Source organism: Citrobacter pasteurii (assembly GCF_019047765.1).
GTDB classification, from domain to species: Bacteria; Pseudomonadota; Gammaproteobacteria; order Enterobacterales; family Enterobacteriaceae; genus Citrobacter; species Citrobacter pasteurii.
Map to the genome: position 1 here is coordinate 600,733 of NZ_CP077262.1, position 23,179 is coordinate 623,911.

At 53.9% G+C, this 23,179-nt stretch carries 18 protein-coding genes; 6 read left to right on the top strand and 12 right to left on the bottom strand.

Translation table 11 applies throughout. The features are described from left to right. The first annotated feature begins 372 nt into the window (after positions 1–372). Positions 373–2,766, top strand: coding sequence for a maltodextrin phosphorylase (gene malP / locus I6L54_RS02895; RefSeq protein ID WP_040231721.1), 2,394 nt, complete (start codon positions 373–375; stop codon positions 2,764–2,766). A gap of 9 nt (positions 2,767–2,775) precedes the next feature. Next, positions 2,776–4,863: a 4-alpha-glucanotransferase gene (malQ, locus tag I6L54_RS02900; protein WP_040231722.1), complete on the top strand. Its 2,088-nt coding sequence runs from the start codon at positions 2,776–2,778 to the stop codon at positions 4,861–4,863. 129 nt (positions 4,864–4,992) lie between these two features. On the opposite strand, the gene gntT is transcribed toward malQ, so the two are convergent. The 3 genes from gntT to gntX all read right to left on the bottom strand — a co-directional run bounded on the left by gntT (position 4,993) and on the right by gntX (position 7,995). Beyond that, entirely contained in the window at positions 4,993–6,309 is a 1,317-nt protein-coding gene (gene gntT, locus I6L54_RS02905) for a gluconate transporter (protein WP_003023507.1), read from the bottom strand. 368 nt (positions 6,310–6,677) lie between these two features. Beyond that, on the bottom strand, positions 6,678–7,253 hold the full coding sequence (nfuA, locus tag I6L54_RS02910; protein WP_005121621.1) for a Fe-S biogenesis protein NfuA: 576 nt from the start codon (positions 7,251–7,253) through the stop codon (positions 6,678–6,680). Positions 7,254–7,311: 58 nt separating this feature from the next. Then, on the bottom strand, positions 7,312–7,995 hold the full coding sequence (gntX, locus tag I6L54_RS02915) for a DNA utilization protein GntX (protein WP_040231723.1): 684 nt from the start codon (positions 7,993–7,995) through the stop codon (positions 7,312–7,314). A gap of 37 nt (positions 7,996–8,032) precedes the next feature. Between gntX and bioH the strand changes: the two genes are divergently transcribed. Beyond that, the gene (gene bioH, locus I6L54_RS02920) at positions 8,033–8,812 is read left to right on the top strand and encodes a pimeloyl-ACP methyl ester esterase BioH (protein WP_005121623.1); all 780 of its coding nucleotides are present in this window, start codon (positions 8,033–8,035) and stop codon (positions 8,810–8,812) included. 90 nt (positions 8,813–8,902) lie between these two features. On the opposite strand, the gene feoC is transcribed toward bioH, so the two are convergent. The 5 genes from feoC to greB all read right to left on the bottom strand — a co-directional run bounded on the left by feoC (position 8,903) and on the right by greB (position 14,995). Continuing rightward, a complete protein-coding gene (gene feoC / locus I6L54_RS02925) occupies positions 8,903–9,139 on the bottom strand; it encodes a [Fe-S]-dependent transcriptional repressor FeoC (RefSeq protein ID WP_003023516.1) in 237 nt (78 codons plus the stop codon). Between the two features lie 11 nt (positions 9,140–9,150). Continuing rightward, the gene (feoB, locus tag I6L54_RS02930) at positions 9,151–11,469 is read right to left on the bottom strand and encodes a Fe(2+) transporter permease subunit FeoB (protein ID WP_040231725.1); all 2,319 of its coding nucleotides are present in this window, start codon (positions 11,467–11,469) and stop codon (positions 9,151–9,153) included. 18 nt (positions 11,470–11,487) lie between these two features. Next, entirely contained in the window at positions 11,488–11,715 is a 228-nt protein-coding gene (feoA, locus tag I6L54_RS02935) for a ferrous iron transporter A (protein WP_003023519.1), read from the bottom strand. 374 nt (positions 11,716–12,089) lie between these two features. Continuing rightward, entirely contained in the window at positions 12,090–14,423 is a 2,334-nt protein-coding gene (locus I6L54_RS02940) for a Tex family protein (protein WP_040231727.1), read from the bottom strand. A 98-nt stretch (positions 14,424–14,521) separates the two neighbouring features. Beyond that, positions 14,522–14,995, bottom strand: a complete 474-nt coding sequence (gene greB / locus I6L54_RS02945; RefSeq protein WP_005121627.1) for a transcription elongation factor GreB — start codon at positions 14,993–14,995, stop codon at positions 14,522–14,524. 225 nt (positions 14,996–15,220) lie between these two features. Here greB and ompR point away from each other — a divergent pair, with 225 nt between their 5' ends. Together ompR and envZ are read left to right on the top strand one after the other, a co-directional pair. Further along, positions 15,221–15,940, top strand: a complete 720-nt coding sequence (gene ompR, locus I6L54_RS02950; RefSeq protein ID WP_001157751.1) for an osmolarity response regulator transcription factor OmpR — start codon at positions 15,221–15,223, stop codon at positions 15,938–15,940. Further along, a complete protein-coding gene (envZ, locus tag I6L54_RS02955) occupies positions 15,937–17,289 on the top strand; it encodes a two-component system sensor histidine kinase EnvZ (RefSeq protein ID WP_040231728.1) in 1,353 nt (450 codons plus the stop codon). The genes ompR and envZ overlap by 4 nt, the downstream gene beginning before the upstream one ends. A 74-nt stretch (positions 17,290–17,363) precedes the next feature. Here envZ and pckA read toward each other — a convergent pair whose 3' ends face one another. Beyond that, the gene (gene pckA, locus I6L54_RS02960) at positions 17,364–18,986 is read right to left on the bottom strand and encodes a phosphoenolpyruvate carboxykinase (ATP) (RefSeq protein WP_005121629.1); all 1,623 of its coding nucleotides are present in this window, start codon (positions 18,984–18,986) and stop codon (positions 17,364–17,366) included. A gap of 378 nt (positions 18,987–19,364) precedes the next feature. Between pckA and I6L54_RS02965 the strand changes: the two genes are divergently transcribed. Continuing rightward, positions 19,365–21,083, top strand: a complete 1,719-nt coding sequence (locus I6L54_RS02965) for a DUF4153 domain-containing protein (RefSeq protein WP_040231729.1) — start codon at positions 19,365–19,367, stop codon at positions 21,081–21,083. A gap of 93 nt (positions 21,084–21,176) precedes the next feature. Here the strand turns inward: I6L54_RS02965 and hslO are convergent, their stop codons facing one another. From hslO to yrfG, 3 genes are read right to left on the bottom strand one after another with little or no spacing between them, the layout of a single operon-like run. Then, complete coding sequence (gene hslO, locus I6L54_RS02970; protein ID WP_040231779.1) at positions 21,177–22,055, bottom strand: Hsp33 family molecular chaperone HslO; 879 nt, start codon at positions 22,053–22,055, stop codon at positions 21,177–21,179. A 24-nt stretch (positions 22,056–22,079) separates the two neighbouring features. After that, on the bottom strand, positions 22,080–22,481 hold the full coding sequence (gene hslR, locus I6L54_RS02975) for a ribosome-associated heat shock protein Hsp15 (RefSeq protein WP_040231730.1): 402 nt from the start codon (positions 22,479–22,481) through the stop codon (positions 22,080–22,082). A gap of 10 nt (positions 22,482–22,491) precedes the next feature. After that, positions 22,492–23,160 carry a GMP/IMP nucleotidase gene (gene yrfG, locus I6L54_RS02980; protein ID WP_005121633.1) on the bottom strand — a complete coding sequence of 223 codons (669 nt, stop codon included), beginning with the start codon at positions 23,158–23,160 and terminating at the stop codon, positions 22,492–22,494. Positions 23,161–23,179: the final 19 nt, after the last annotated feature.

Consider the following 23,179-nt stretch of genomic DNA (forward strand, 5'->3'; position numbering starts at 1 on the left):
CTGATGAATAAAAGTCGATGAATTTTGTGCTCGACTTAAAACTTTCATGTGAAATATTTCAAGCAGAATGTGTATTTCAGGTTAGAAACTATTTCTCCGTTTACATATTTTTTCTAAATGTCATCTTCCTGTTTGATAATGTCTGGATAATCTCTTTTGATTAATGCGAAAACCGCGATGCATTTCAGGGGTATGCGGAGAGCCTGCGTATTTCTCAGCCATAATACCCCTCTTAAAGTGGCGGCGATCACATTTTAACGCTCATCCCCGCTCCTCCTCCCTGCCTAATCCCTGCCAGGATGAGGAATGTCAACAACGAGCCTGGCAAACTAGCGATAACGTTGTTTTATTACCTAAGGATCTGGAACCCCTATGTCACAGCCTACTTTCAACAAAGATCAATTTCAGGCTGCCCTGACGCGTCAGTGGCAGCGCTTCGGTTTACTGTCGGCTCACGAAATGACGTCGCGCCAGTGGTGGCAGGCCGTGAGTGGGGCGCTGGCTGAGTTACTCAGCGCCCAGCCTGCGGTGAAACCGGCAAAAAATCAGCGCCATGTTAACTACATCTCAATGGAGTTTTTGATTGGCCGTTTGACTGGGAACAACTTGCTCAACCTCGGCTGGTATCAGGCGGTGAGCGATGAGCTGAAAGCGCATGACGTCAACCTGACCGACCTGCTGGAAGAAGAAACCGATCCGGCGTTGGGTAACGGTGGATTGGGGCGTCTGGCAGCCTGCTTCCTTGATTCGATGGCAACGGTTGGCCAGTCGGCGACGGGCTATGGCCTCAACTACCAGTACGGCCTGTTCCGTCAGTCCTTTACCGATGGGCAACAGATGGAAGCCCCGGACGACTGGCATCGCGGCAGCTACCCGTGGTTTCGCCACAATGAAGCACTGGATGTGCAAGTCGGCATTGGCGGCAAGGTCAGCAAAGATGGGTGCTGGGAGCCTGGATTCACCATCACCGGTCAGGCATGGGACCTGCCGGTACTGGGCTACCGCAACGGCGTGGCACAGCCGCTGCGTCTGTGGCAGGCCAGCCACGCGCACCCGTTTAACCTGACCAAATTTAACGACGGTGATTTCCTGCGCGCCGAGCAGCAGGGGATCGACGCCGAAAAACTCACTAAAGTGCTGTACCCGAACGATAACCATACGGCAGGTAAAAAGCTGCGCCTGATGCAGCAGTACTTCCAGTGTGCCTGCTCCGTGGCAGACATTCTGCGCCGTCATCATCTGGCGGGACGTAAACTGCACGAACTGGCCGACTACGAAGTTATTCAACTGAACGACACCCACCCGACTATTGCGATCCCTGAACTGCTGCGCGTGCTGATCGATGAACACCAGATGAGCTGGGACGATGCCTGGGCGATCACCAGCAAAACGTTTGCTTACACCAACCATACTCTGATGCCCGAAGCGCTTGAGTGCTGGGATGAGAAGCTGGTGAAAGCGCTGCTGCCGCGTCATATGCAAATCATCAAAGAGATTAATGACCACTTTAAGAAACTGGTCGATAAAACCTGGCCAGGCGATGCCGCCGTTTGGGCGAAGCTGGCGGTGGTGCACAACAAACAAGTGCGCATGGCGAATATGTGCGTAGTCAGCGGCTTTGCGGTTAATGGTGTGGCGGCGCTGCACTCTGATCTGGTGGTGAAAGATCTGTTCCCTGAATATCACCAACTGTGGCCGAACAAATTCCATAACGTCACCAATGGGATTACCCCACGTCGCTGGATTAAGCAGTGCAACCCGGCGCTGGCCGCGCTGCTGGATAAATCGCTGAAAAAAGAGTGGGCCAACGATTTAGACCAACTGATTAACCTGGAAAAATACGCCGACGATGCGACATTCCGTCAGCAGTATCGTGACATCAAGCTGGCGAACAAAGCGCGGCTGGTGAAGTTTATTAAAGCGCGTACCGGCATTGAGATAACGACTAACGCTATCTTTGATATTCAGATTAAGCGCCTGCATGAGTACAAACGCCAGCACCTGAACCTGTTGCATATTCTGGCATTGTACAAAGAAATCCGTGAAAACCCGCAGGCGGATCGTGTACCGCGCGTATTCCTGTTTGGGGCGAAAGCAGCTCCGGGTTACTACCTGGCGAAGAACATCATTTTCGCCATAAACAAGGTAGCGGAAACCATCAATAATGACCCGAAAGTTGGCGATAAGTTGAAGGTCGTGTTCCTGCCGGATTACTGCGTCTCGGCGGCGGAAATGCTGATCCCGGCGGCGGATATCTCTGAGCAGATCTCAACCGCAGGGAAAGAGGCTTCCGGTACCGGTAATATGAAACTGGCGCTGAACGGCGCGTTAACGGTGGGTACGCTGGATGGCGCTAACGTCGAAATCGCTGAGAAGGTGGGCGATGAGAATATCTTTATCTTTGGCCACACGGTGGAAGAGGTGAAGGCGCTGAAAGCGAAAGGCTATGATCCGGTGAAATGGCGTAAGAAAGACAAAGTGCTGGATGCGATTCTGAAGGAGCTTGAAAGCGGTAAATACAGCGACGGCGATAAACATGCTTTTGACCAGATGCTGCACAGTATCGGCAAGCTGGGCGGTGACCCGTATCTGGTGATGGCGGACTTCGCGGCCTATGTTGAGGCGCAGAAGCACGTTGATGTGTTGTATCGTGACCAGGATGCCTGGACGCGGGCGGCGATCCTGAATACCGCGCGCTGCGGTATGTTCAGTTCAGATCGCTCCATCCGCGATTATCAGGCGCGTATCTGGCAGGCGAAACGCTAAGGAATCGCGATGGAAAGCAAACGTCTGGATAATGCCGCGCTGGCGGCGGGGATCAGCCCCAATTACATTAACGCTCACGGTAAACCGCAGTCTATTGGTGCCGAAACCAAACGGCGTTTGCTTGACGCCATGCATCGCACCACCGCCGCCACGCAGGTAGCGGTGACGCCAGTGCCGAATGTCATGGTGTATACCGCGGGTAAGAAAATGCCGCTGGCGGTTGAGGGTAGCGGGGAGTTTAGCTGGCTGCTGACCACTGAAGATGGCGTACAGCACAAAGGGCATGCCATCGGTGGCAAATCTTTTCACCTTCCGACGAAACTGCCGGAGGGCTATCACACACTGACATTGACGCAGGGCGAGCTGCGCACCCACTGTCGAGTCATTGTGGCGCCAAGGTGCTGCTATGAACCGCAGGCGCTGCTGGAGGGGAAAAAACTGTGGGGCGCGTGCGTTCAGCTCTACACCCTGCGTTCAGAGAAAAACTGGGGAATTGGCGACTTTGGCGATCTCCGTACCATGCTGGTGGACGTGGCGAAACGCGGTGGGGCGTTTATCGGTCTTAATCCGATTCATGCGTTGTATCCGGCGAACCCGGAGAGCGCCAGTCCGTACAGTCCGTCTTCGCGCCGCTGGTTGAACGTCATATATATCGACGTCAACGCAGTGGAAGATTTTCATCTGAGCAAAGAGGCGCAAAGCTGGTGGCTGAAGCCTACAACTCAGCAAACCCTGCAACGCGCGCGGGATGCCGAGTGGGTTGATTATTCTGCCGTTACCGCACTGAAGATGACCGCGCTGCGCATGGCGTGGAAAGGCTTCTCCGCTCGTGACGACGAGCAGATGGCAGCATTTCGCCAGTTTGTGACTCAGCAAGGCGACAGCCTGTACTGGCAGGCAGCCTTTGATGCGCTGCATGCGCATCAGGTGAAAGAGGATGCGTTGCGCTGGGGATGGCCGGTGTGGCCGGAAGCTTTTCAGTCGGTAGATTCGCCGGAGGTCAAACAGTTCTGCGCAGAGCATCGTGATGAGGTGGATTTCTACCTGTGGCTGCAGTGGCTGGCGTATACCCAATTTGCGGATTGTTGGGAAACCAGTCAGGGCTTTGCCATGCCGATTGGGTTGTATCGCGATCTGGCGGTTGGCGTGGCCGAAGGTGGGTCAGAGACCTGGTGTGACCGTGAACTGTATTGTCTGAAAGCCTCAGTTGGCGCGCCGCCGGATATTCTTGGGCCGCTTGGGCAAAACTGGGGGCTGCCGCCGATGGATCCGCACATCATCACGGCACGGGCCTACGAACCGTTTATCGAACTGCTGCGTGCCAATATGCAGAACTGCGGCGCGCTGCGCATCGATCATGTGATGTCGATGCTGCGTCTGTGGTGGATCCCCTACGGTGAAACTGCCGATCATGGCGCTTACGTGCATTATCCGGTCGATGACCTGCTTTCAATTCTGGCGCTGGAAAGTAAACGCCATCACTGCATGGTAATTGGTGAGGATCTGGGTACTGTGCCCGTGGAGATCGTCAGCAAGCTGCGCGACAGCGGCGTGTACTCCTACAAAGTGCTCTATTTTGAGAATGACCATGAGAAAAACTTCCGTGCGCCGCAAGCGTACCCGGAACAATCAATGGCAGTCGCGGCGACGCATGACCTTCCTACGCTTAAAGGTTATTGGGACAGCGGCGACCTGACATTGGGTAAAGCGCTGGGGCTGTATCCGGATGAGGTTGTGCTGCGAGGGTTGTATCAGGATCGGGAACTGGCGAAACAGGGGCTGCTGGATGCACTGCATAAGTACGGTTGTCTGCCAAAACGTGCCGGGCATAAGGCATCGCTGATGTCGATGACGCCGATCCTCAATCGCGGCATGCAACGCTACATCGCTGACAGCAACAGTGCACTCCTGGGTCTGCAACCGGAAGACTGGCTGGATATGGCGGAACCGGTCAATATTCCGGGCACCAGCGATCAGTACAAAAACTGGCGGCGTAAGCTTACCGCCACGCTGGAGCAGATGTTTGCCGATGAGGGCGTGAACAAACTGATTAAGGATTTGGATAAGCGGCGAAAAGCAGCCGCGAAGAAGAAGTAAAAAAGCCGGGGATTCCCCGGCTTTTTTATGGTGATAGCTCGTAGGCCGATAAGCGCAGCGCCATCAGGCAATTCTGGCGCATATTGCCGGATGGCGGCTTTGCCTTATCCGGCCTACAAGCCGTCTCGATTAAACCACCATACCCAGCAGCAGACACCCTACCAGACCGCAGACGGAGATAATGGTTTCCAGCATTGACCATGACTTGATGGTTTCACCGATGGTCAGGTTGAAGTACTCCTTGAACAGCCAGAAGCCAGGATCGTTCACGTGGGAGAAAATGACAGAACCGGAACCGACTGCGATAACCATCAGCTCAGGGCTTACGCCGGTGGTTGCAATCAGCGGCGCCACAATCCCACCTGCGGTGATTGCTGCAACGGTTGCTGAACCCAGTGCGATACGCAGAACCGCCGCAATAGACCATGCCATCAGCAGTGGAGACACGTTAGAGCCGTGCATCATTGAAGCGATGTATTTGTCGACGCCGCTATCAACCAGGACCTGTTTGAAGGCACCGCCACCACCGATGATCAACAGCATCATCGCGATAATTTTGATTGAGGACACCAGCGTGTCGTTAATCTGATCCATCGAACGCCCACGGTTCAGACCAAACGTGAACATCGCAATCAGCACCGCGATAAGCGTTGCCATAACCGGGTCACCGAGGAATTCTGCAACCGTCAGGAAAGCATGTCCTTTCGGCAGAATCATCTCCGCCACGGCGCGCATTGCCATCAGGATCACCGGTACCAGAGAGGTCCAGACGCTGACGCCAAAGCCCGGCATTTCTTCTTCAGTGAAGGTTTTCGCGCTGTACAGACCTTCCGGGATTGGCTTATCGATGCCTTTCAGGAAACGTGCGTACACCGGACCTGCGAGAATGACGGTCGGGATTGCCAGAATCGTGCCAAACAGCAGGGTTTTACCCATATCGGCGTGGAAAATGGTAGCGATAGCGGTTGGACCCGGGTGCGGCGGCAGGAAGCCGTGCGTTACGGACAGCGCCGCAGCCATCGGCACACCAACGTACAGCAGCGGAATATTCGCAGCAGCAGCGATGGTGAATACCAGCGGTAGCATCAGCACGAAGCCAACTTCGTAGAACAGGGCAAAACCAACGGTGAAGCCAGTTAATACCACCGCCCACTGAATATGTTTCTTGCCGAATTTAGCAATCAGCGTGGTCGCAATGCGCTGCGCGCCGCCGCAGTCTGCCAACATTTTGCCCAGCATGGCGCCAAAACCCATAATCAGGGCGAGGCTGCCAAGGGTTCCGCCGACACCGGCTTTAATAGAACCAATGACTTTATCCAGTGGCATCCCTTGCATCAATCCGACAGCAAGCGCCACCAGGACGAGAGCGATGAAACCGTTCATTTTGAAACGGATCATCAGGAGGAGTAACAAGATTACACCGATAGCAACGATGACTAATGGCATGATTTACCTGGCCTTTGCTTTGTTATGGGTAACGTCAGTGTTTAGATGACAAATTCTGATTGTCCCGACCGGGAACAGCGTATTCACAGCACCAATGCTGATTGCCCGTAAAACTAATCTGTTTAGCTGGCTGTTATGTGCGTCTTGGGTGCTGATACGAATGATACGGGTAACATGCTGCACTTGAAAATCACCTGGACATGCAAAATTTAAATTATGAGAGGCTGGTCAAATTATGAGGGGGATTATTACAGGATACGTGCAGAGAAATGTAAGGGCGTAGGCCGGATAAAGCGTTTACGCTGCCATCCGGCATCGATGCCCGGTGGCGACGCGGATGCGTCTTACCGGGCCTACAAGTCTGGTCGTTAGTAGTAAGAGTGCTCGCCACGCTGGTGTTCGGTTAAATCGCGAACGCCTTTCAGTTCAGGGAATTCAGCCAGCAGCTGCTTCTCGATACCTTCTTTCAGCGTCACATCGACCATTGAACAACCGTTACAGCCGCCGCCAAACTGCAGAATGGCGAAGCCTTCATCGGTAATTTCCATCAGGGAGACACGGCCACCGTGGCCTGCCAGCTGTGGGTTGATCTGTGATTGCAGCATGTACTCCACGCGTTCCATCAGCGGCGCATCATCGGCAACTTTGCGCATTTTGGCGTTCGGTGCTTTCAGCGTCAGCTGAGAACCTAATTGGTCAGTGACGAAATCGATTTCTGCATCTTCCAGATACGGTGCGCTCAGTTCATCAACATATGCGGTCAGCAGGTCAAATTTAATGGCGGTGTCGGTTGCTTCCACGGCGTCCGGCGGACAATAAGAAACGCCGCATTCAGCGTTAGGCGTGCCGGGATTGATCACAAATACACGGATTTGTGTCCCTTCTTCCTGATTTGCCAGCAGTTTGGCAAAGTGCGCTTGTGCAGCATCGGAAATATGGATCATAGTAATGGCCTAATAGTTGACTATTTTACTTGGTTATAATACGCCCATCATCGAGGCTCTACAAGGTTCGACACAGGCACCATACCTGGACAGTCGCCGCGCCGTTGCGTAAAAGCAGCTGCGCGATTTCCGCGACGGTACTTCCGGTAGTGACGACATCATCCACAATAACCATATGGAGTCCCTGCACCGGCAATTCAAGGCGAAAGGCGTTTTTCAGGTTACGTTTACGCAATCGGGCGCTGAGATGGTGCTGGGTGGCGGTTGCCCGAACCCGCGAGATGGTCCGGCTGTCCCAGTCGCAGCCCAGCCAGCGCGCCAGGGGGCGACACAGTAATTCGCTCTGATTAAACCCCCTGCGCCAGTGCCGGCGTTGCCAGAGCGGGACGCTGACCAGCCTGTCCGGCGGGGGAAGACCGCTGACGCGCCGGGCCCGTAATACTTCCAGCAACAGCAAACGTGAAAGGGCGGAGGCCATTTCACTGCGTCGCGAAAACTTGAACTGGTGGATAAGTCCGCTCAACGGCGGAACATAGTTGCTGACGGTGACCAGGCGCTGCCACGGCGGTGGTTTTTGTAGGCAACGTCCGCAGGGAACGACATCGTGGGCGGCAGGGAGCCCGCATTGAGGGCAAAGGCTGACGTGCTGACGCGTTGCCCGTGCGCAGACTGAACAGATCCCCCAATGCCCTAACGTCAGGGGCATTCGGCATAGCCAGCACAATCCCGGTACTGTTAGCATAGAAACATCCTGTTAGGCTAAAAGAGAACAATAACTAATGAATGACATCTGGTGGCAGACCCAGGGTTCGGGAAATTGCCATCTTGTGCTACTGCACGGATGGGGACTGAATGCGCAAGTGTGGCATTGCATAAGCGAGGAACTGAGCTCGCATTTCACGCTGCATCTTGTCGACTTACCAGGATTTGGCCGCAGCCAGGGTTTCGGCGCGATGTCGCTGGAAGAGATGGCTGAGCGAGTATTAAAACAGGCACCGGAGAAAGCTATTTGGCTCGGCTGGAGTCTGGGTGGTCTGGTGGCGAGCCAGGTCGCATTGACCCATCCTGAGCGCGTTCAGGCGCTGGTGACTGTGGCATCTTCCCCTTGCTTTAGCGCGCGCGAGGAGTGGCCAGGCATCAAGCCAGACGTGCTGGCAGGTTTCCAGCAGCAGTTGAGCGAAGATTTTCAGCGTACGGTGGAGCGTTTTCTGGCGTTGCAAACGATGGGCACGGAAACCGCCCGTCAGGATGCGCGAGCGCTGAAGAAAACGGTGTTGGCATTACCCATGCCGAACGTCGAAGTGCTCAATGGCGGACTGGAGATCCTGAAAACGGTCGATTTGCGTGAGCCATTGTGCTCGGTGGAAATGCCTTTCCTGCGGTTGTACGGTTATCTTGACGGGTTGGTTCCGCGCAAAGTCGTCCCGATGCTCGATGCCCTGTGGCCGCAGAGCGAGTCACTGGTGTTTGCCAAAGCGGCGCATGCGCCGTTTATCTCGCATCCTGCCGAGTTTTGCGCAGCGCTGGTGGCGTTAAAACAGAAACTGAATTGTTTCTAAAGTAACGGATATCTGCATAAACGAGTTATCCGGCCTGAACATTTGCAGTTATTTGTAGGCCGGATAAGCGTAGCGCCATCCGGCATCAAACTAGCGCAAAGCCCACCACTCGCGCAGACAGGCTTTACCTTCCGGGCAACTTTTGCAGCTTCCGGAGAGACACCCGTCGGCATCTTCCTGAATCCGCACGGCTTTACCCATCTTTTCTAACTGATTCAGCATGGCGTCAATCATCGGCTGCGGGGTGTGCAGCGTGTGGCTAATTTGTGTTGCCTCCATGCGCCCCCGCAAAGCCAATAAATCACGAACCTGAATAAGCGATGCCATTGTCGATAACCTTAGTGGCAATCGCCAGTGGTGCTGGAGCAGCAGGAACTTGCCGTTCGGTTGGTCGCCAGCAGTGCGAGGTCTACGCGGCTACGAGCCCGACGCAGCAGGCCCAGCAACACGATGTTAAACAGGATGACCGCTAAAATGCACACCAGGCTGTAGGTCGGGTGTTCTTTGTAGCTAACCGTCTGATAAAACAGCGTTGACAGCGAATAAGCGATATTGAGCCCCCACAGAACCGAGAAGCCCATCCAGCCACGGCTGGATTCGCGTGCGATAGCGCCCATCACTGAAATGCACGGCACATACAGCAGCACGAAAATCAGGTAGCTGTACGCGGCGGCGGCGCTGCCAAATTTCTCGCCCATCACACCCATTGCGCCCGTCGCCATTTCACCGTCGCCCTTGCTGGCTTCGATAGGGTTAGCCAGTACGCTCAGGCTGAAGGTGTCTTTCAGGCTTTGCCAGGTTTCATCCACCGCACCGAGCAGCTCGTCGCCAAGGTGGAAATCTGCCGGATTGAACTCTTCTTCCTGAATGTTTTCTGCGGTATAGAGCGTGTTCAACGTACCCACCACCACTTCTTTCGCCATCGCGCCGGTGAACAAACCTACGGTTGCCTGCCAGTTATCTTCGTGAACGCCAATCGGTTTAAACACAGGGGTAATAACACGGCTAACGGAGGCCAGAGCAGAGTCGTTGATGTTGTCGACGATTTTTCCGCTGAGCGAGAAGCTGTTAAACGCGCTGAGGAAAATGCTGACGATGATGATGACTTTACCCGCACGCAGAACGAAGCCTTTCAGGCGTTGCCAGGTCTGAATGATCAGACTCTTGATGTGCGGCACGTGGTACACCGGCAGCTCCATCACGAACGGCGTTGCTTCACCACGCATGATGGTGTGTTTGAGCATCAGACCGGTTAACACCGCCATCACGATACCCAGCACGTACAGCGAGAAGACCGCCAGCGCGCCGTTCTGACCAAAGAACGCCGCGGCAAAGACGGCGAAAATCGCCAGACGTGCGCCGCAGGACATAAACGGCGCCATCATGATGGTCATCAGACGTTCACGCGGGGCGTCCAGCGTACGTGCGCCCATCACGGACGGTACATTACAGCCAAAGCCGACGATCAGCGGGACAAATGATTTGCCCGGCAGTCCCAGCGCCTGCATCAGACGATCCATCACAAACGCGGCGCGCGCCATGTAGCCGGAGTCTTCGAGGAAGGAGAGGAACAGATACATCATGCCGATTTGCGGTACCAGCGGCAGGACGGTGTTAATCCCGCCGCCAAGCCCCTGTGCGAGGAAGATAGTGAGCCAGTCCGGGAAGTGCAGCGTGTAGCCAATCCACTGAATACCATGGATAAAGATCGCCACGGAGCCGACGTCAAACAACGGTTGCAGCGCACCGCCAATGTTGATGGCGAGCAGGAACATCAGGTACATCACGAACAGAAAAATCGGCAGACCGAGGAAGCGGTTAAGGACGATTTTATCTACTGCGGTGGTGAAGCGGCTGGGTTCTGCGGTCAGGGTGTTGCTGACGGTATCGCAGATAGCGGCAATACACTGGTAACGGGCATCGGCAATATGCAGCGCCGGATCGTCCATCGTTTCGCTCAGACGAGCAACGGCAGCATCCAGGTTTTGTGCGGCATCACCGGCGTAAGCGCGGCTGTAAATATCGCCTTCCAGCATCTGCAGGCCCAGCCAGCGGCGCTGTTTCAGTGGCATGTCTTTGGCCATTGCATCGGCGAGGGAGTCCGCTTCCTGCAACAACGGCTGGGCATAATGAACCAGCTCGACGGTGTCGTTTTCCTTGTAGCGATCAATCGCCAGCTTCAGCGCTTCAATACCACGCGCACGGGTGGAAACCAGTGGCACTACCGGGCAGCCAAGACGAGCAGAAAGGGCGTCGATATCGATACGGATTTGCTGCTTCTCAGCAATGTCCAGCATGTTCAGCGCGACGATGCAGGGGATGCCCAACTCAAGCAGTTGCAACGTCAGGTAGAGGTTGCGTTCAAGGTTTGACGCATCGACCACGTTGATCAACAGATCCGCATCACCGCTTAAAATGTAGTGGCAGGCAATTTGCTCATCGAGCGACGTCTGCGATGAGATCGTCGTCAGTGAATAGGTACCGGGTAAGTCGACCAGCGTGACCTGATGGTCTGTGGTCGCGAAATGGCCCTCTTTACGCTCGACGGTCACACCAGCCCAGTTACCCACACGCTGGCGTGCACCGGTGAGCTGGTTAAATAAGGTTGTCTTGCCGGAATTAGGATTACCAATTAAACCAATGGTTAATTTTTTCATTTTTATAGACTCACTGTATTAACAGGAAACCGCTTCCACTTCTAATAACGCCAGATCTTTCTTACGCAATACCAGACTTACGCGACGTGTTTCGATATGGATAGGATCGCCGAGCGGGGCGACGCGTACCACGTTGAAGGAGGAGCCGGGCAGCATGCCAAGTGACAACAGTTTCTGACGATAAGCCGGGCTGATTTCACGGGCAAAGCCGGTAATTTTCCACGCACTGTCAGGAGTGAATTGCATAGGGACCTACTTATATCTCGCTAACTGGATGATTACCTCATGGGGCGACAGGGCGGCATGAGACCAGATGATTAGCCAACGTAAGGAAAGAGTAAATAATCAACAAAACAATGATAATGAGAATGGTTTCTATCATCAATAGAATAAATGTGACGGAATGTGGAATTAGATAATAATTTGCGCCAATTTTGATATGCCTCAACATTTATTCTGGTTTGGAACGAATGATTCGTGAAGGTAATTATTGAGAATCTTAATGTTTAATTAAGGTTTCATCTGTTAATAAAGTGATAAATATATTGTGGTGAAAAGCGGGGAATATATTAAATATGCCGGATAAGGTATTGACACCGTCATCCGGCACAAAGGTCACACTAGCGTTTTTTACCCATTGCCGCCGCCAGCGCATCCATCATCGCGCTGTTGCCCGCGGGTTGAGCGTCACGACCGCGAGGTTTTACGGCTTTCGGTGCCGGGCGATTGCCCTGAGCGCGATCGTTGTTCCCGCCGCCGCGACGCGCATTGGTTTCACCCGGCTGCTCGTCCAGACGCATGGTCAGCGCGATACGCTTACGTTGCAGGTCAACTTCCAGCACTTTCACCTTCACAATGTCACCCGCTTTCACCACGGTGTGTGGATCGTCGACGAACTTATTCGACAGCGAAGAGATATGCACCAGACCGTCCTGGTGAACGCCGATATCCACAAACGCGCCGAAATTGGTGACGTTGGTGACCGCCCCTTCCAGAATCATTCCTGGCAGCAGGTCGTTCATGGTTTCAACGCCATCAGCAAACTGCGCGGTTTTGAATTCAGGACGCGGGTCACGACCTGGTTTTTCCAGCTCTTTGATGATGTCGGTGACAGTTGGTACCCCGAATCGTTCGTCGGTAAAATCGGCGGCTTTCAGATTGCGCAGTTCGTCGCTGTTGCCCATCAGGTCACGCAGCGATTGTTCGGTTGCTGCCAGAATGCGTTCCACTATCGGGTAGGCTTCCGGGTGAACCGTGGAAGCATCCAGCGGGTTATCGCCGTGGTTGATACGCAGGAAGCCCGCGCACTGTTCAAAGGCTTTTGGCCCCAGACGGCTGACTTTCAGCAACTGCTGACGGTTCTGGAACTGGCCGTTCTCATCACGCCAGGCGACGATGTTTTGCGCCATCATGCGCGTCAGGCCGGCAACGCGGGTCAGCAGGGGGACGGAGGCTGTGTTCAGATCGACGCCGACGGCATTTACGCAGTCTTCCACCACCGCATCCAGCTTACGGGCAAGCTGGGTCTGGCTAACGTCGTGCTGATACTGACCCACGCCGATAGATTTCGGATCGATTTTCACCAGCTCAGCCAGCGGGTCCTGAAGACGACGGGCGATAGACACCGCGCCACGCAATGACACGTCGAGATCCGGGAACTCCTGCGCCGCCAGCTCGGAAGCAGAGTAAACCGATGCCCCGGCTTCACTGACGATCACTTTCTGTGCGGTCACTTGCGGGAATTGCTTCTGTACATCGAGGAAGAAACGCTCGGTTTCACGCGACGCCGTACCGTTACCAATCGCCACCAGCTCTACGTGGTATTTCTCACATAACGCCGCAACGGCAACGGCGGCTTTGGCAGCCTGACCGGTATGTGGATAAATAGTGTCGGTGGCGACCAGCTTGCCGGTACCGTCAACAACCGCCACTTTTACACCGGTACGCAGACCGGGATCGAGGCCCATGGTGGCGCGCAGACCCGCAGGCGCGGCCATCAGCAGATCGTGCAGGTTACGGGCAAAGACGTTAATGGCCTCATCTTCCGCACGTTCACGCACGGTGCCCATCAGTTCGGTTTCGAGGTGCATCAGTACCTTAATGCGCCATGTCCAGCTGACAACGCCTTTACGCCAGCTGTCTGCTGGTGCGTTGTTCAGGCGCAGGCCCAGATGATCGCGGATTATCTGCTCGCCGTGGCTCTCTTTTGGCGGCTCATCAAACTGTGGATCGGCATTCAGAGAAAGCTGTAGCACGCCTTCGTTACGCCCACGGAACATGGCCAGCGCACGGTGAGAAGGAACGGTGGAGATCGGCTCATGGTGATCGAAGTAATCGCGGAATTTTGCACCTTCTTCTTCTTTCCCGCTCACCACAGTGGAGACCAGATGGGCATTTTTCCACAGGTAGTCACGGACTTTTGCCAGCAGGGCGGCATCTTCGGCAAAGCGCTCCATCAGGATGTAGCGCGCGCCGTCGAGAGCGGCTTTGGTATCCGCCACGCCGTTTTCGGCATTGAGATATTTAGCGGCTTCGGTTTCCGGGTCGTGAGACGGCTCGTTCCACAGCAGATCCGCCAGAGGCTCAAGGCCTGCTTCAATGGCGATTTGTCCACGGGTACGGCGTTTAGGTTTGTACGGCAGGTAGAGGTCTTCGAGTTCGGTCTTACTTAACGTGCCGTTGATTGCCTTCGCCAGGTCGTCGGTCAGTTTGCCTTGCTCGCCGATAGATTTCAGGATCGCCTGACGGCGGTCTTCCAGTTCCCGCAGATATCCCAGACGGGTTTCCAGATTACGCAGCTGCGTGTCATCCAGACCGCCGGTGATTTCCTTACGATAACGTGCGATAAACGGCACGGTGTTCCCTTCATCAAGCAGGCGAACGGCAGCTTCTACCTGTTCAGCACGAGCCTGAATTTCACCTGCGATAATGCGGCAGAAAGAATCATTCATCATGGATAGCTTCGTCTATAGGATAAAAAATCAGGGGATAGTTATACGGACTGACTGGCAAAAATGCCAGTCATCTGCAGGGGCTTCGGATTGTTCCGGTCTCACTTCACGTATTCGATCTCGTTCACGTACCAGCTGGCTTCCCCGGCAGGGGTGTTCACCACCGCGAGATCGCCGACCTCTTTTTTCAGCAGCGCACGCGCCATGGGGGAATCGATAGAGATGTAATCCTTACGGCCAAAGATTTCATCGTAGCCGACAATGCGGAATTTACGGATATCGCCATCGTCGTTTTCAATCTCGACCCACGCGCCAAAGAAGACTTTACCCTCTTGCTGCGGGGAGTAATCGACAATTTTCAGATTCTCCATGCACTTGGTCAAATAACGGACGCGACGGTCAATCTCGCGCAGGCGCTTTTTATTATACTGGTAGTCGGCATTTTCGCTGCGGTCGCCCAGACTTGCGGCCCAGGTAACCTTCTTGGTGACTTCCGGGCGCTCTTCACGCCAGAGATAATTGAGCTCTTGTTTGAGTTTTTCATACCCTTCACGGGTTATCAGGGGCGTTTTCATCTTATTGTTTTACCTTCGACTCTGTGATGATGCGCACAATTAGTATTACATGAGCATATCAACAGAATAAATAATGTATTGCGAGAAACATTGTATACTTAAGCTGCTGTTTAATATGCTTTGTAACAATTTAGCCTGGAATTCATACCAGAATTCGCTGGTGACTCACGCTAGCTTTCTTAAGAATATACACTTAATTGTTGCGAACCTTTGGGAGTAATAACAATGCAAGAGAACTATAAGATTCTGGTGGTCGATGACGACATGCGCTTGCGTGCGCTTCTGGAACGTTATCTGACCGAGCAGGGCTTCCAGGTTCGAAGCGTCGCAAACGCTGAGCAGATGGATCGTCTGCTGACCCGTGAGTCCTTCCACTTGATGGTTCTGGATTTAATGCTGCCGGGGGAAGATGGCCTGTCAATTTGCCGCCGCCTGCGCAGTCAAAGCAACCCGATGCCGATCATTATGGTGACGGCGAAGGGCGAAGAGGTTGACCGTATCGTTGGACTGGAAATCGGTGCTGACGATTACATCCCGAAACCGTTTAACCCGCGTGAACTGCTGGCGCGTATTCGCGCTGTGTTGCGTCGTCAGGCGAACGAACTGCCGGGCGCACCTTCTCAGGAAGAAGCTGTTATCGCTTTCGGTAAGTTTAAGCTGAACCTGGGGACTCGTGAAATGTTCCGCGAAGATGAGCCTATGCCGCTCACCAGCGGTGAATTTGCGGTGCTGAAAGCGTTGGTAAGTCACCCACGTGAACCGCTGTCCCGCGATAAACTGATGAACCTGGCGCGGGGTCGTGAGTACTCTGCGATGGAACGTTCCATCGACGTGCAGATTTCTCGTCTGCGTCGTATGGTGGAAGAAGACCCGGCGCATCCTCGTTATATTCAGACCGTATGGGGTCTGGGCTATGTTTTTGTTCCGGACGGTTCTAAAGCATGAGGCGAATGCGCTTCTCGCCACGAAGTTCGTTTGCTCGCACGTTATTGCTTATCGTCACCTTGCTGTTTGCAAGCCTGGTGACGACCTACCTTGTGGTGCTGAACTTCGCGATTCTGCCAAGCCTCCAGCAGTTTAATAAGGTCCTGGCCTACGAAGTCCGTATGCTGATGACTGATAAACTGCAACTGGAGGATGGTACGCAACTGGTAGTGCCACCTGCATTTCGTCGGGAAATTTACCGTGAGCTCGGTATTTCCCTCTATTCCAACGAGGCCGCTGAAGAAGCCGGTCTGCGTTGGGCGCAACACTATGAATTCTTAAGCCATCAGATGGCACAGCAGCTGGGCGGCCCGACGGAAGTCCGCGTTGAGGTGAACAAGAGCTCGCCTGTCGTCTGGCTGAAAACCTGGCTGTCGCCCAACATTTGGGTACGCGTGCCGCTCACTGAAATACATCAGGGTGACTTCTCACCGCTGTTCCGCTATACGCTGGCGATCATGCTGCTGGCTATTGGTGGCGCGTGGCTATTTATCCGTATTCAGAACCGACCGTTGGTGGATCTTGAACATGCGGCGTTACAGGTGGGGAAAGGCATTATTCCGCCGCCGCTGCGCGAGTATGGCGCCTCTGAGGTGCGCTCTGTTACCCGAGCCTTCAACCATATGGCCGCCGGCGTAAAGCAGTTGGCCGATGACCGTACGTTGTTAATGGCGGGCGTGAGCCATGATTTACGCACCCCGCTTACGCGTATCCGTCTGGCGACGGAAATGATGGGCGAAGAAGACGGATACCTCGCGGAGTCCATCAACAAGGACATCGAAGAGTGTAATGCCATTATTGAACAGTTCATCGATTACCTGCGCACTGGTCAGGAGATGCCGATGGAGATGGCCGATCTGAACTCGGTATTAGGTGAAGTGATCGCGGCAGAAAGTGGTTACGAGCGTGAAATCGATACTGCATTACGCCCTGGCGTCATTCAGGTGAAGATGCACCCACTGTCTATCAAACGCGCGGTTGCTAATATGGTGGTTAACGCCGCCCGTTACGGTAATGGCTGGATTAAGGTCAGCAGCGGTATGGAAGCGCATCGCGCCTGGTTCCAGGTGGAAGATGATGGCCCAGGCATCAAGCCGGAGCAGCGGAAACATCTGTTCCAGCCGTTTGTCCGCGGTGACAGCGCGCGTAGCACCAGCGGTACGGGGCTGGGACTGGCGATTGTACAGCGTATTATTGATAACCATAACGGTATGCTGGAAATTGGGACCAGTGAGCGAGGTGGGCTGTCGATACGCGCCTGGCTTCCGGTTCCTTTCACGCGCGCGCAGGGTATCACGAAAGACGTATAAGAAAGGGAGGCGAAATGCCTCCCTTTTTGTTGCTGTAGACCGGATATGGCGAAACCGCTATCCGACGCTTTTCGTTACAGCTTCGGTCCGGCGCTAACCAGTGCTTCACCCGCAGGGGTGTCGGTGTATTTCTCGAAGTTCTCGATAAACAGTTTCGCCAGCGCGTTGGCTTTTTCCTGCCACTGCTCCGGAGACGCGTAGGTATTACGCGGATCGAGAATGCGCGTATCCACGCCTGGCAGCTCGGTCGGGATTGCGAGGTCAAACATCGGCAGACGGAACGTTTCCGCATCATCCAGCGAGCCGTTCAGAATGGCATCGATAATCGCGCGAGTATCTTTGATAGAGATACGCTTACCAGTACCGTTCCAGCCGGTGTTAACCAGATATGCCTGCGCACCTGCCGCCTGCATGCGTTTCACCAGCACTTCTGCGTACTGCGTTGGGTGCAGCGACAGGAATGCCGCGCCAAAGCAGGCGGAGAAGGTTGGCGTTGGCTCAGTTACGCCACGCTCGGTGCCAGCCAGTTTGGCGGTAAAGCCAGACAGGAAGTGATACTGCGTTTGATCTGCCGTCAGACGAGAGACCGGCGGCAGTACGCCAAATGCGTCGGCGGTCAGGAAGATGACTTTGGTGGCATGACCCGCTTTTGACACCGGCTTAACGATATTGTCGATGTGATAAATCGGGTAGGAAACGCGGGTGTTCTCGGTTTTGGAACCATCATCGAAATCGATGGAGCCATCTTCGCGCACGGTGACGTTTTCCAGCAGGGCATCACGGCGGATCGCGTTGTAGATTTCCGGCTCAGCATCTTTAGACAGTTTGATGGTCTTCGCGTAGCAACCGCCTTCAAAGTTAAACACGCCGTCGTCATCCCAGCCGTGTTCGTCATCGCCAATCAGGCGGCGTTTCGGGTCGGTGGACAGCGTGGTTTTACCGGTACCGGACAGGCCAAAGAAGACCGCCACATCACCTTTTTCACCGACGTTTGCTGAGCAGTGCATCGATGCAATGCCTTTCAGCGGCAGCAGGTAGTTCATGACGGAGAACATACCTTTCTTCATCTCGCCGCCGTACCAGGTGCCGCCAATTAACTGAATGCGTTCCGTCAGGTTAAACGCCACGAAGTTTTCGGAGTTCAGACCCTGTTCTTTCCACTGTGGGTTAGTGCATTTTGCACCGTTCATCACGATGAAATCAGGTTTGAAATCAACCAGTTCTTCGTCGCTCGGGCGGATGAACATGTTTTTGACAAAATGTGCCTGCCAGGCGACTTCGGTAATGAAGCGCACGGCAAGACGGGTATCCGCATTAGCACCGCAGAAAGCATCAATGATAAACAGACGTTTGCCGGAGAGTTGATGGGTGACTAACCCTTTCAAATGCTGCCAGGTTTCCTGGGAAAGCGGTTTGTTGTCGTTCTTACCTTTACCTTTGTCTGACCACCAGAGTGTGTCTCGTGTGGTGTCGTCACGGACAATGTACTTATCCTTTGGCGAACGTCCGGTAAAGATACCGGTATCAACTGCAACGGCGCCCAGATTCGTTAACACGCCACGCTCATAACCTTCCAGGTTTGGATCAAGTTCTTCCTGATAAAGCGTGTCGTAGTCTGGATTGTAAACGATATCCTGAACGTCATTGATACCATAAGCCTTGAGATCTTGCGGGGTTAAACTGTTGTTCACACGCATTTCACTGCTCCTTAGCCAATATGTATTACCTGGAATAGTAAGGTTTTTTAGGGATTGCTAACCGCGACAAGGCTCATAGATTTACGCATCCGGTAATTCCACGAATAACCGAATACGCTGCGACTCCTGTCACAAAGAGGCGGATATTATGGCAGGAAACCCTTTTTTGTTGTGGAAAATGTTCTTAAAACGTTAATGGATAGTGTTTTTGGCGGGGATATTGTGAGTGTAATCGCATTCACGTAAGAAAATAACGTAACTCATACATAAACAATATCGATTCACTTCCCGTCGCTTTAGTCTGAAATCAGCCTGCCAATGCTCAAAATTGTGAAGTTGATGCGATAATTAGCTTTTCCCTTCATTCTGGAAACTGACATGGATAGTGCTGAAATTTCACGTACGACGCGTTTGGGCATGATATTTATCGGCCTGTTGCAGGGGGCATTATGCTACCTGCTGATGACATATCTGGTTCCCCATAACGACGACTGGCTGTTCTATGGCATGCCTGCGACGATTGCGATCACCTCGGCACTTTTGCTTACTGTCGTTTCTTTCAAACAGCGCGCGCTGTGGTACTGGATGGCGCTGATCTTTGTTGTGGTGCTGGCGATGAGCGTCTGGCTAAAGTGGCAAGTCGAGGACAGTGATAAGTGGCGGCAACATGAAGTTTTTATGTTCTACGGTTGGCGCTTACTGCTGATGGCGATGCTTGCCTTGCCCTGGATTCAGTACTCGCTTCATGTCTCTCGTGAGCAGGCGCGTTACCCGCATTTTTATCGGCAATTGTGGCTTAATGCGTTGACGTTGCTGATTGTCTTTGTCGCCAACGGCCTGTTCTGGCTGGTGCTCCTGCTATGGAGCGAGATGTTTAAGCTGGTCGGTATTCCCTTCTTCAGCACGCTCTTCTTTGATACCGACTGGTTTGGCTATGTGGCCTTTGGTCTGATTACCGCACTGGCAGTGGTACTGGCGCGTACGCAGTCGCGTCTGGTCACGTCGGTACAAAAATTACTGACGTTTATTGCCACCGGTCTGTTACCTCTGGTCGCGCTGTTGGCGCTGATGTTCATACTGACCTTGCCCTTCACCGGACTGGAGGCTATTTCGCAACGCGTGTCTGCGGCCGGGTTGATGTCAACGCTGACGCTGCTCCTATTGCTGTTGATGGCTATCGTGCGTGAACCGCACAAAGAGGCGTTACCCTATCCTGGCGCGTTACGCTACCTGATCAAATGCTCTCTGATTGTCGCGCCCATCTATATGCTGATTGCCGGTTGGTCACTGTGGGTGCGAATACAGCAGTACGGTTGGACGCCTGAGCGTTTGTATAGCGTGCTGGTGGTCGTGGTACTGCTGGTATGGTCGTTTGGCTATCTGGCCAGCATTTTACGCCGCGGGCGCAATCCGCTTGAGCTTCAGGGGCCGGTCATTCTTGGCGTTTCGTTGCTGGCGTTGGGGCTGTTGGTTCTGCTGTCGTCGCCGGTTATTGATGCCTGGCGTATTAGCGTCAACAGCCATATGGGGCGCTACTACAGCGGGAAAATTACGGCTGACCAGGTCAGTCTGTATATGCTGGATCACAGCGGAAAACCCGGTCGCGCCGCACTGGAAGCATTACAAAAAGACGATGCCTTCAACAAAGACAGCAAGCGCAGGCGTGATTTGAATGCCATCCTGCGGGGGCACCGCGATCTGGTAAATGAGCTGACGGCAACGCAGTTAGCGCCGAAGGTGATGATTGCACCGGGAAGCAAGAATCCCGATGACGCGTTTTGGACTTTTTTAAAGGGGCAGCGCTACCGGATCGCCTCCTGTATTGAGCAGGATGCGTGTGTGCTGGTGGATCAGGATCTCAACGCGGATGGGCAGCCCGAGCAAGTATTGTATGCTTTTGGCGATGGGGAGAGCCTGGTCTTTGGCGTTAAGGAGAACAAATGGGTGTTGATTGCGACAGCCCGGCTACCGGAGGGATTCAATAAGGATCAACTGCTGCAGGCGCTGGTGCATCATCAACTGGATTCGGCTCCCAGAGTCTGGCGGGATATCACCATAAATGGTAAACGACTGCCGATGACTTACTACAATGAGTGAATCTGTTGCCGGATAGCGGCGCGAGCGCCTTATCCGGCCGACAAAAGTTTTACCGTAGGCCTTAAAGCTGCGCGCCACCGGGCAAAACGGTGATTAATGCACCTGTGGATCGGCAGGGGAGGCGTTGCTGCGGATCTCTGCAATATCCATGGCGTTAAACAGATAGTGGCTACCGCAGTAATCGCAGTGCATATCGATCTCGCCTTCTTCCGCCAGAATGCTGTCAACTTCTTCATCCGGCAGCGTTTTCAGAGCGCCCGCGCAGCGTTCGCGTGAACAGGTACATTTGAACTCCACATCCTGCGGATCGTAGAGGGTGACTTCTTCTTCGTGGTACAAACGCCACAGAACTTCGTTGGCTGGCAGCGTCAGCAACTCTTCGGCTTTGATGGTTTCTGTCAGTGCTGCAAGGTGATCGAAATCATCTGCCTGCGCGTTTTGCGCTGGCATGACCTGCAACAGCATACCGCCAGCAGCAGGTTTACCGTCGACGTCGCCAGTACGGATGAACAGACGCGTCGGCAGCTGTTCTGAACGCATGAAGTAATCTTCCAGGCAGGCCGCCAGCGTGTCACCTTCCAGACCGACCACGCCCTGATAGCGCTCACCTTCTTCCGGGGTAATGGTGATCACCAGGTAGCCGTTGCCCACCAGGGTTTTCAGATCGGCATCTTCAGAGATATCGCCCTGTATACGAGCCACGCCGCGCATCTGTTGGTTGTTGTTGCCATTAATTACCGCCAGACTCAACGGACCGTCGCCCTGCAACTGCACAGTGATATCACCGGCAAACTTCAGCGTGGCGGTCAGCAGGCTGGTGGCAACCAGCAGCTCCGCCAGCACGGTTTTGACCGGCTGTGGGTAAGTATGATTTTCGAGGATCTGTTGCAGGGTTTGTGAAACGGTTACCAGTTCGCCGCGCACGGCAAAGTTTTCAAACAGATAACGATGTAATTGGTCATGTTGCGGCATAATCATCTCTCTTGCAGGTGACAGTCACTCGCTGTCGCCGTGTTTAAATCGTAACAGGTCGCGGCGCTCTTTTTTGTCCGGTCGCCTGTCCGGGTGCGGCATGGTTAACGCGTTAAGTTTACGCGCCAGCGCCATTTTTTTGCGTTTTTCCACGCTTTCCGCGGTTTCTTCATACAGCATAACGGCTTCAGTTGCCGGGCGACGCTGCTCGCTAATGGCTTTAATAATGACCGTTCGTTCGTCATTTCCCTGGCGCAGGGTGAGGGTGGCGTTCAGCTCGACAATCTTACTCGGCTTGCTGCGCTGCCCGTTGTAATGCACCTTACCGCCTTCAACCATTTCGCGGGCGACTGCGCGCGTTTTATAAAAGCGTGCTGCCCACAGCCATTTATCCAGTCTGACTTCGACAGGGGGCTTTTCTCTCATGGCGTCTCCTTCACATCAGTGAGGGGATCAGTCGGCGGTAGTCATTCAATGACGGATGACGTGCATACTGTTTTTCCGCTGTACCGGAGTCGGGATTGGTTACGCCGAGGCAGTAACGAATGCCGAATTGAGCAGCGGCGTCGAGAATCGGTTCGCTGTCGTCAATAAACAACGTCTTCTCTGCACTCATTCCCGTTTCTTCAGCGACAGCGTGCCATAACCGCTGATCCTCTTTGGGATAACCAAATGTGTGGGTGGAAAGTAATAAATCAAGGTGTGAGGCCAGACCGGTATGCTGAAGCTTCACCGCCAGGTTATGCGGATGCGCATTGGTGAGCAAAATACGACGTTTGCCGCTCGCTTTCAGGGCATCAAGGAACGGTACCGTATCTTCACGCAGTACGGCGCGTGGTCCCTGTGCGGTTGTCATGGCGCATATATCCAGACCCAGGCGTTCGCTCCAGTAATCCAGGCAGTACCAGTTTAGCGTATGCTGTACGGCATGATACTGCTGACGAATAAATTCCTGGGCTTCCTGGGGAGAGATACCCTGTTGCGCGCCGTAGGTTTCCGGCACCAGTTTTTGCCAGAAATAGTTATCGAATGCCAGATCGAGCAGCGTACCGTCCATATCCAGCAGAACGGTGTCGACGTCCCGCCAGGCAATATCTATGTGCATGGAAACTCCCCAGAGGAAA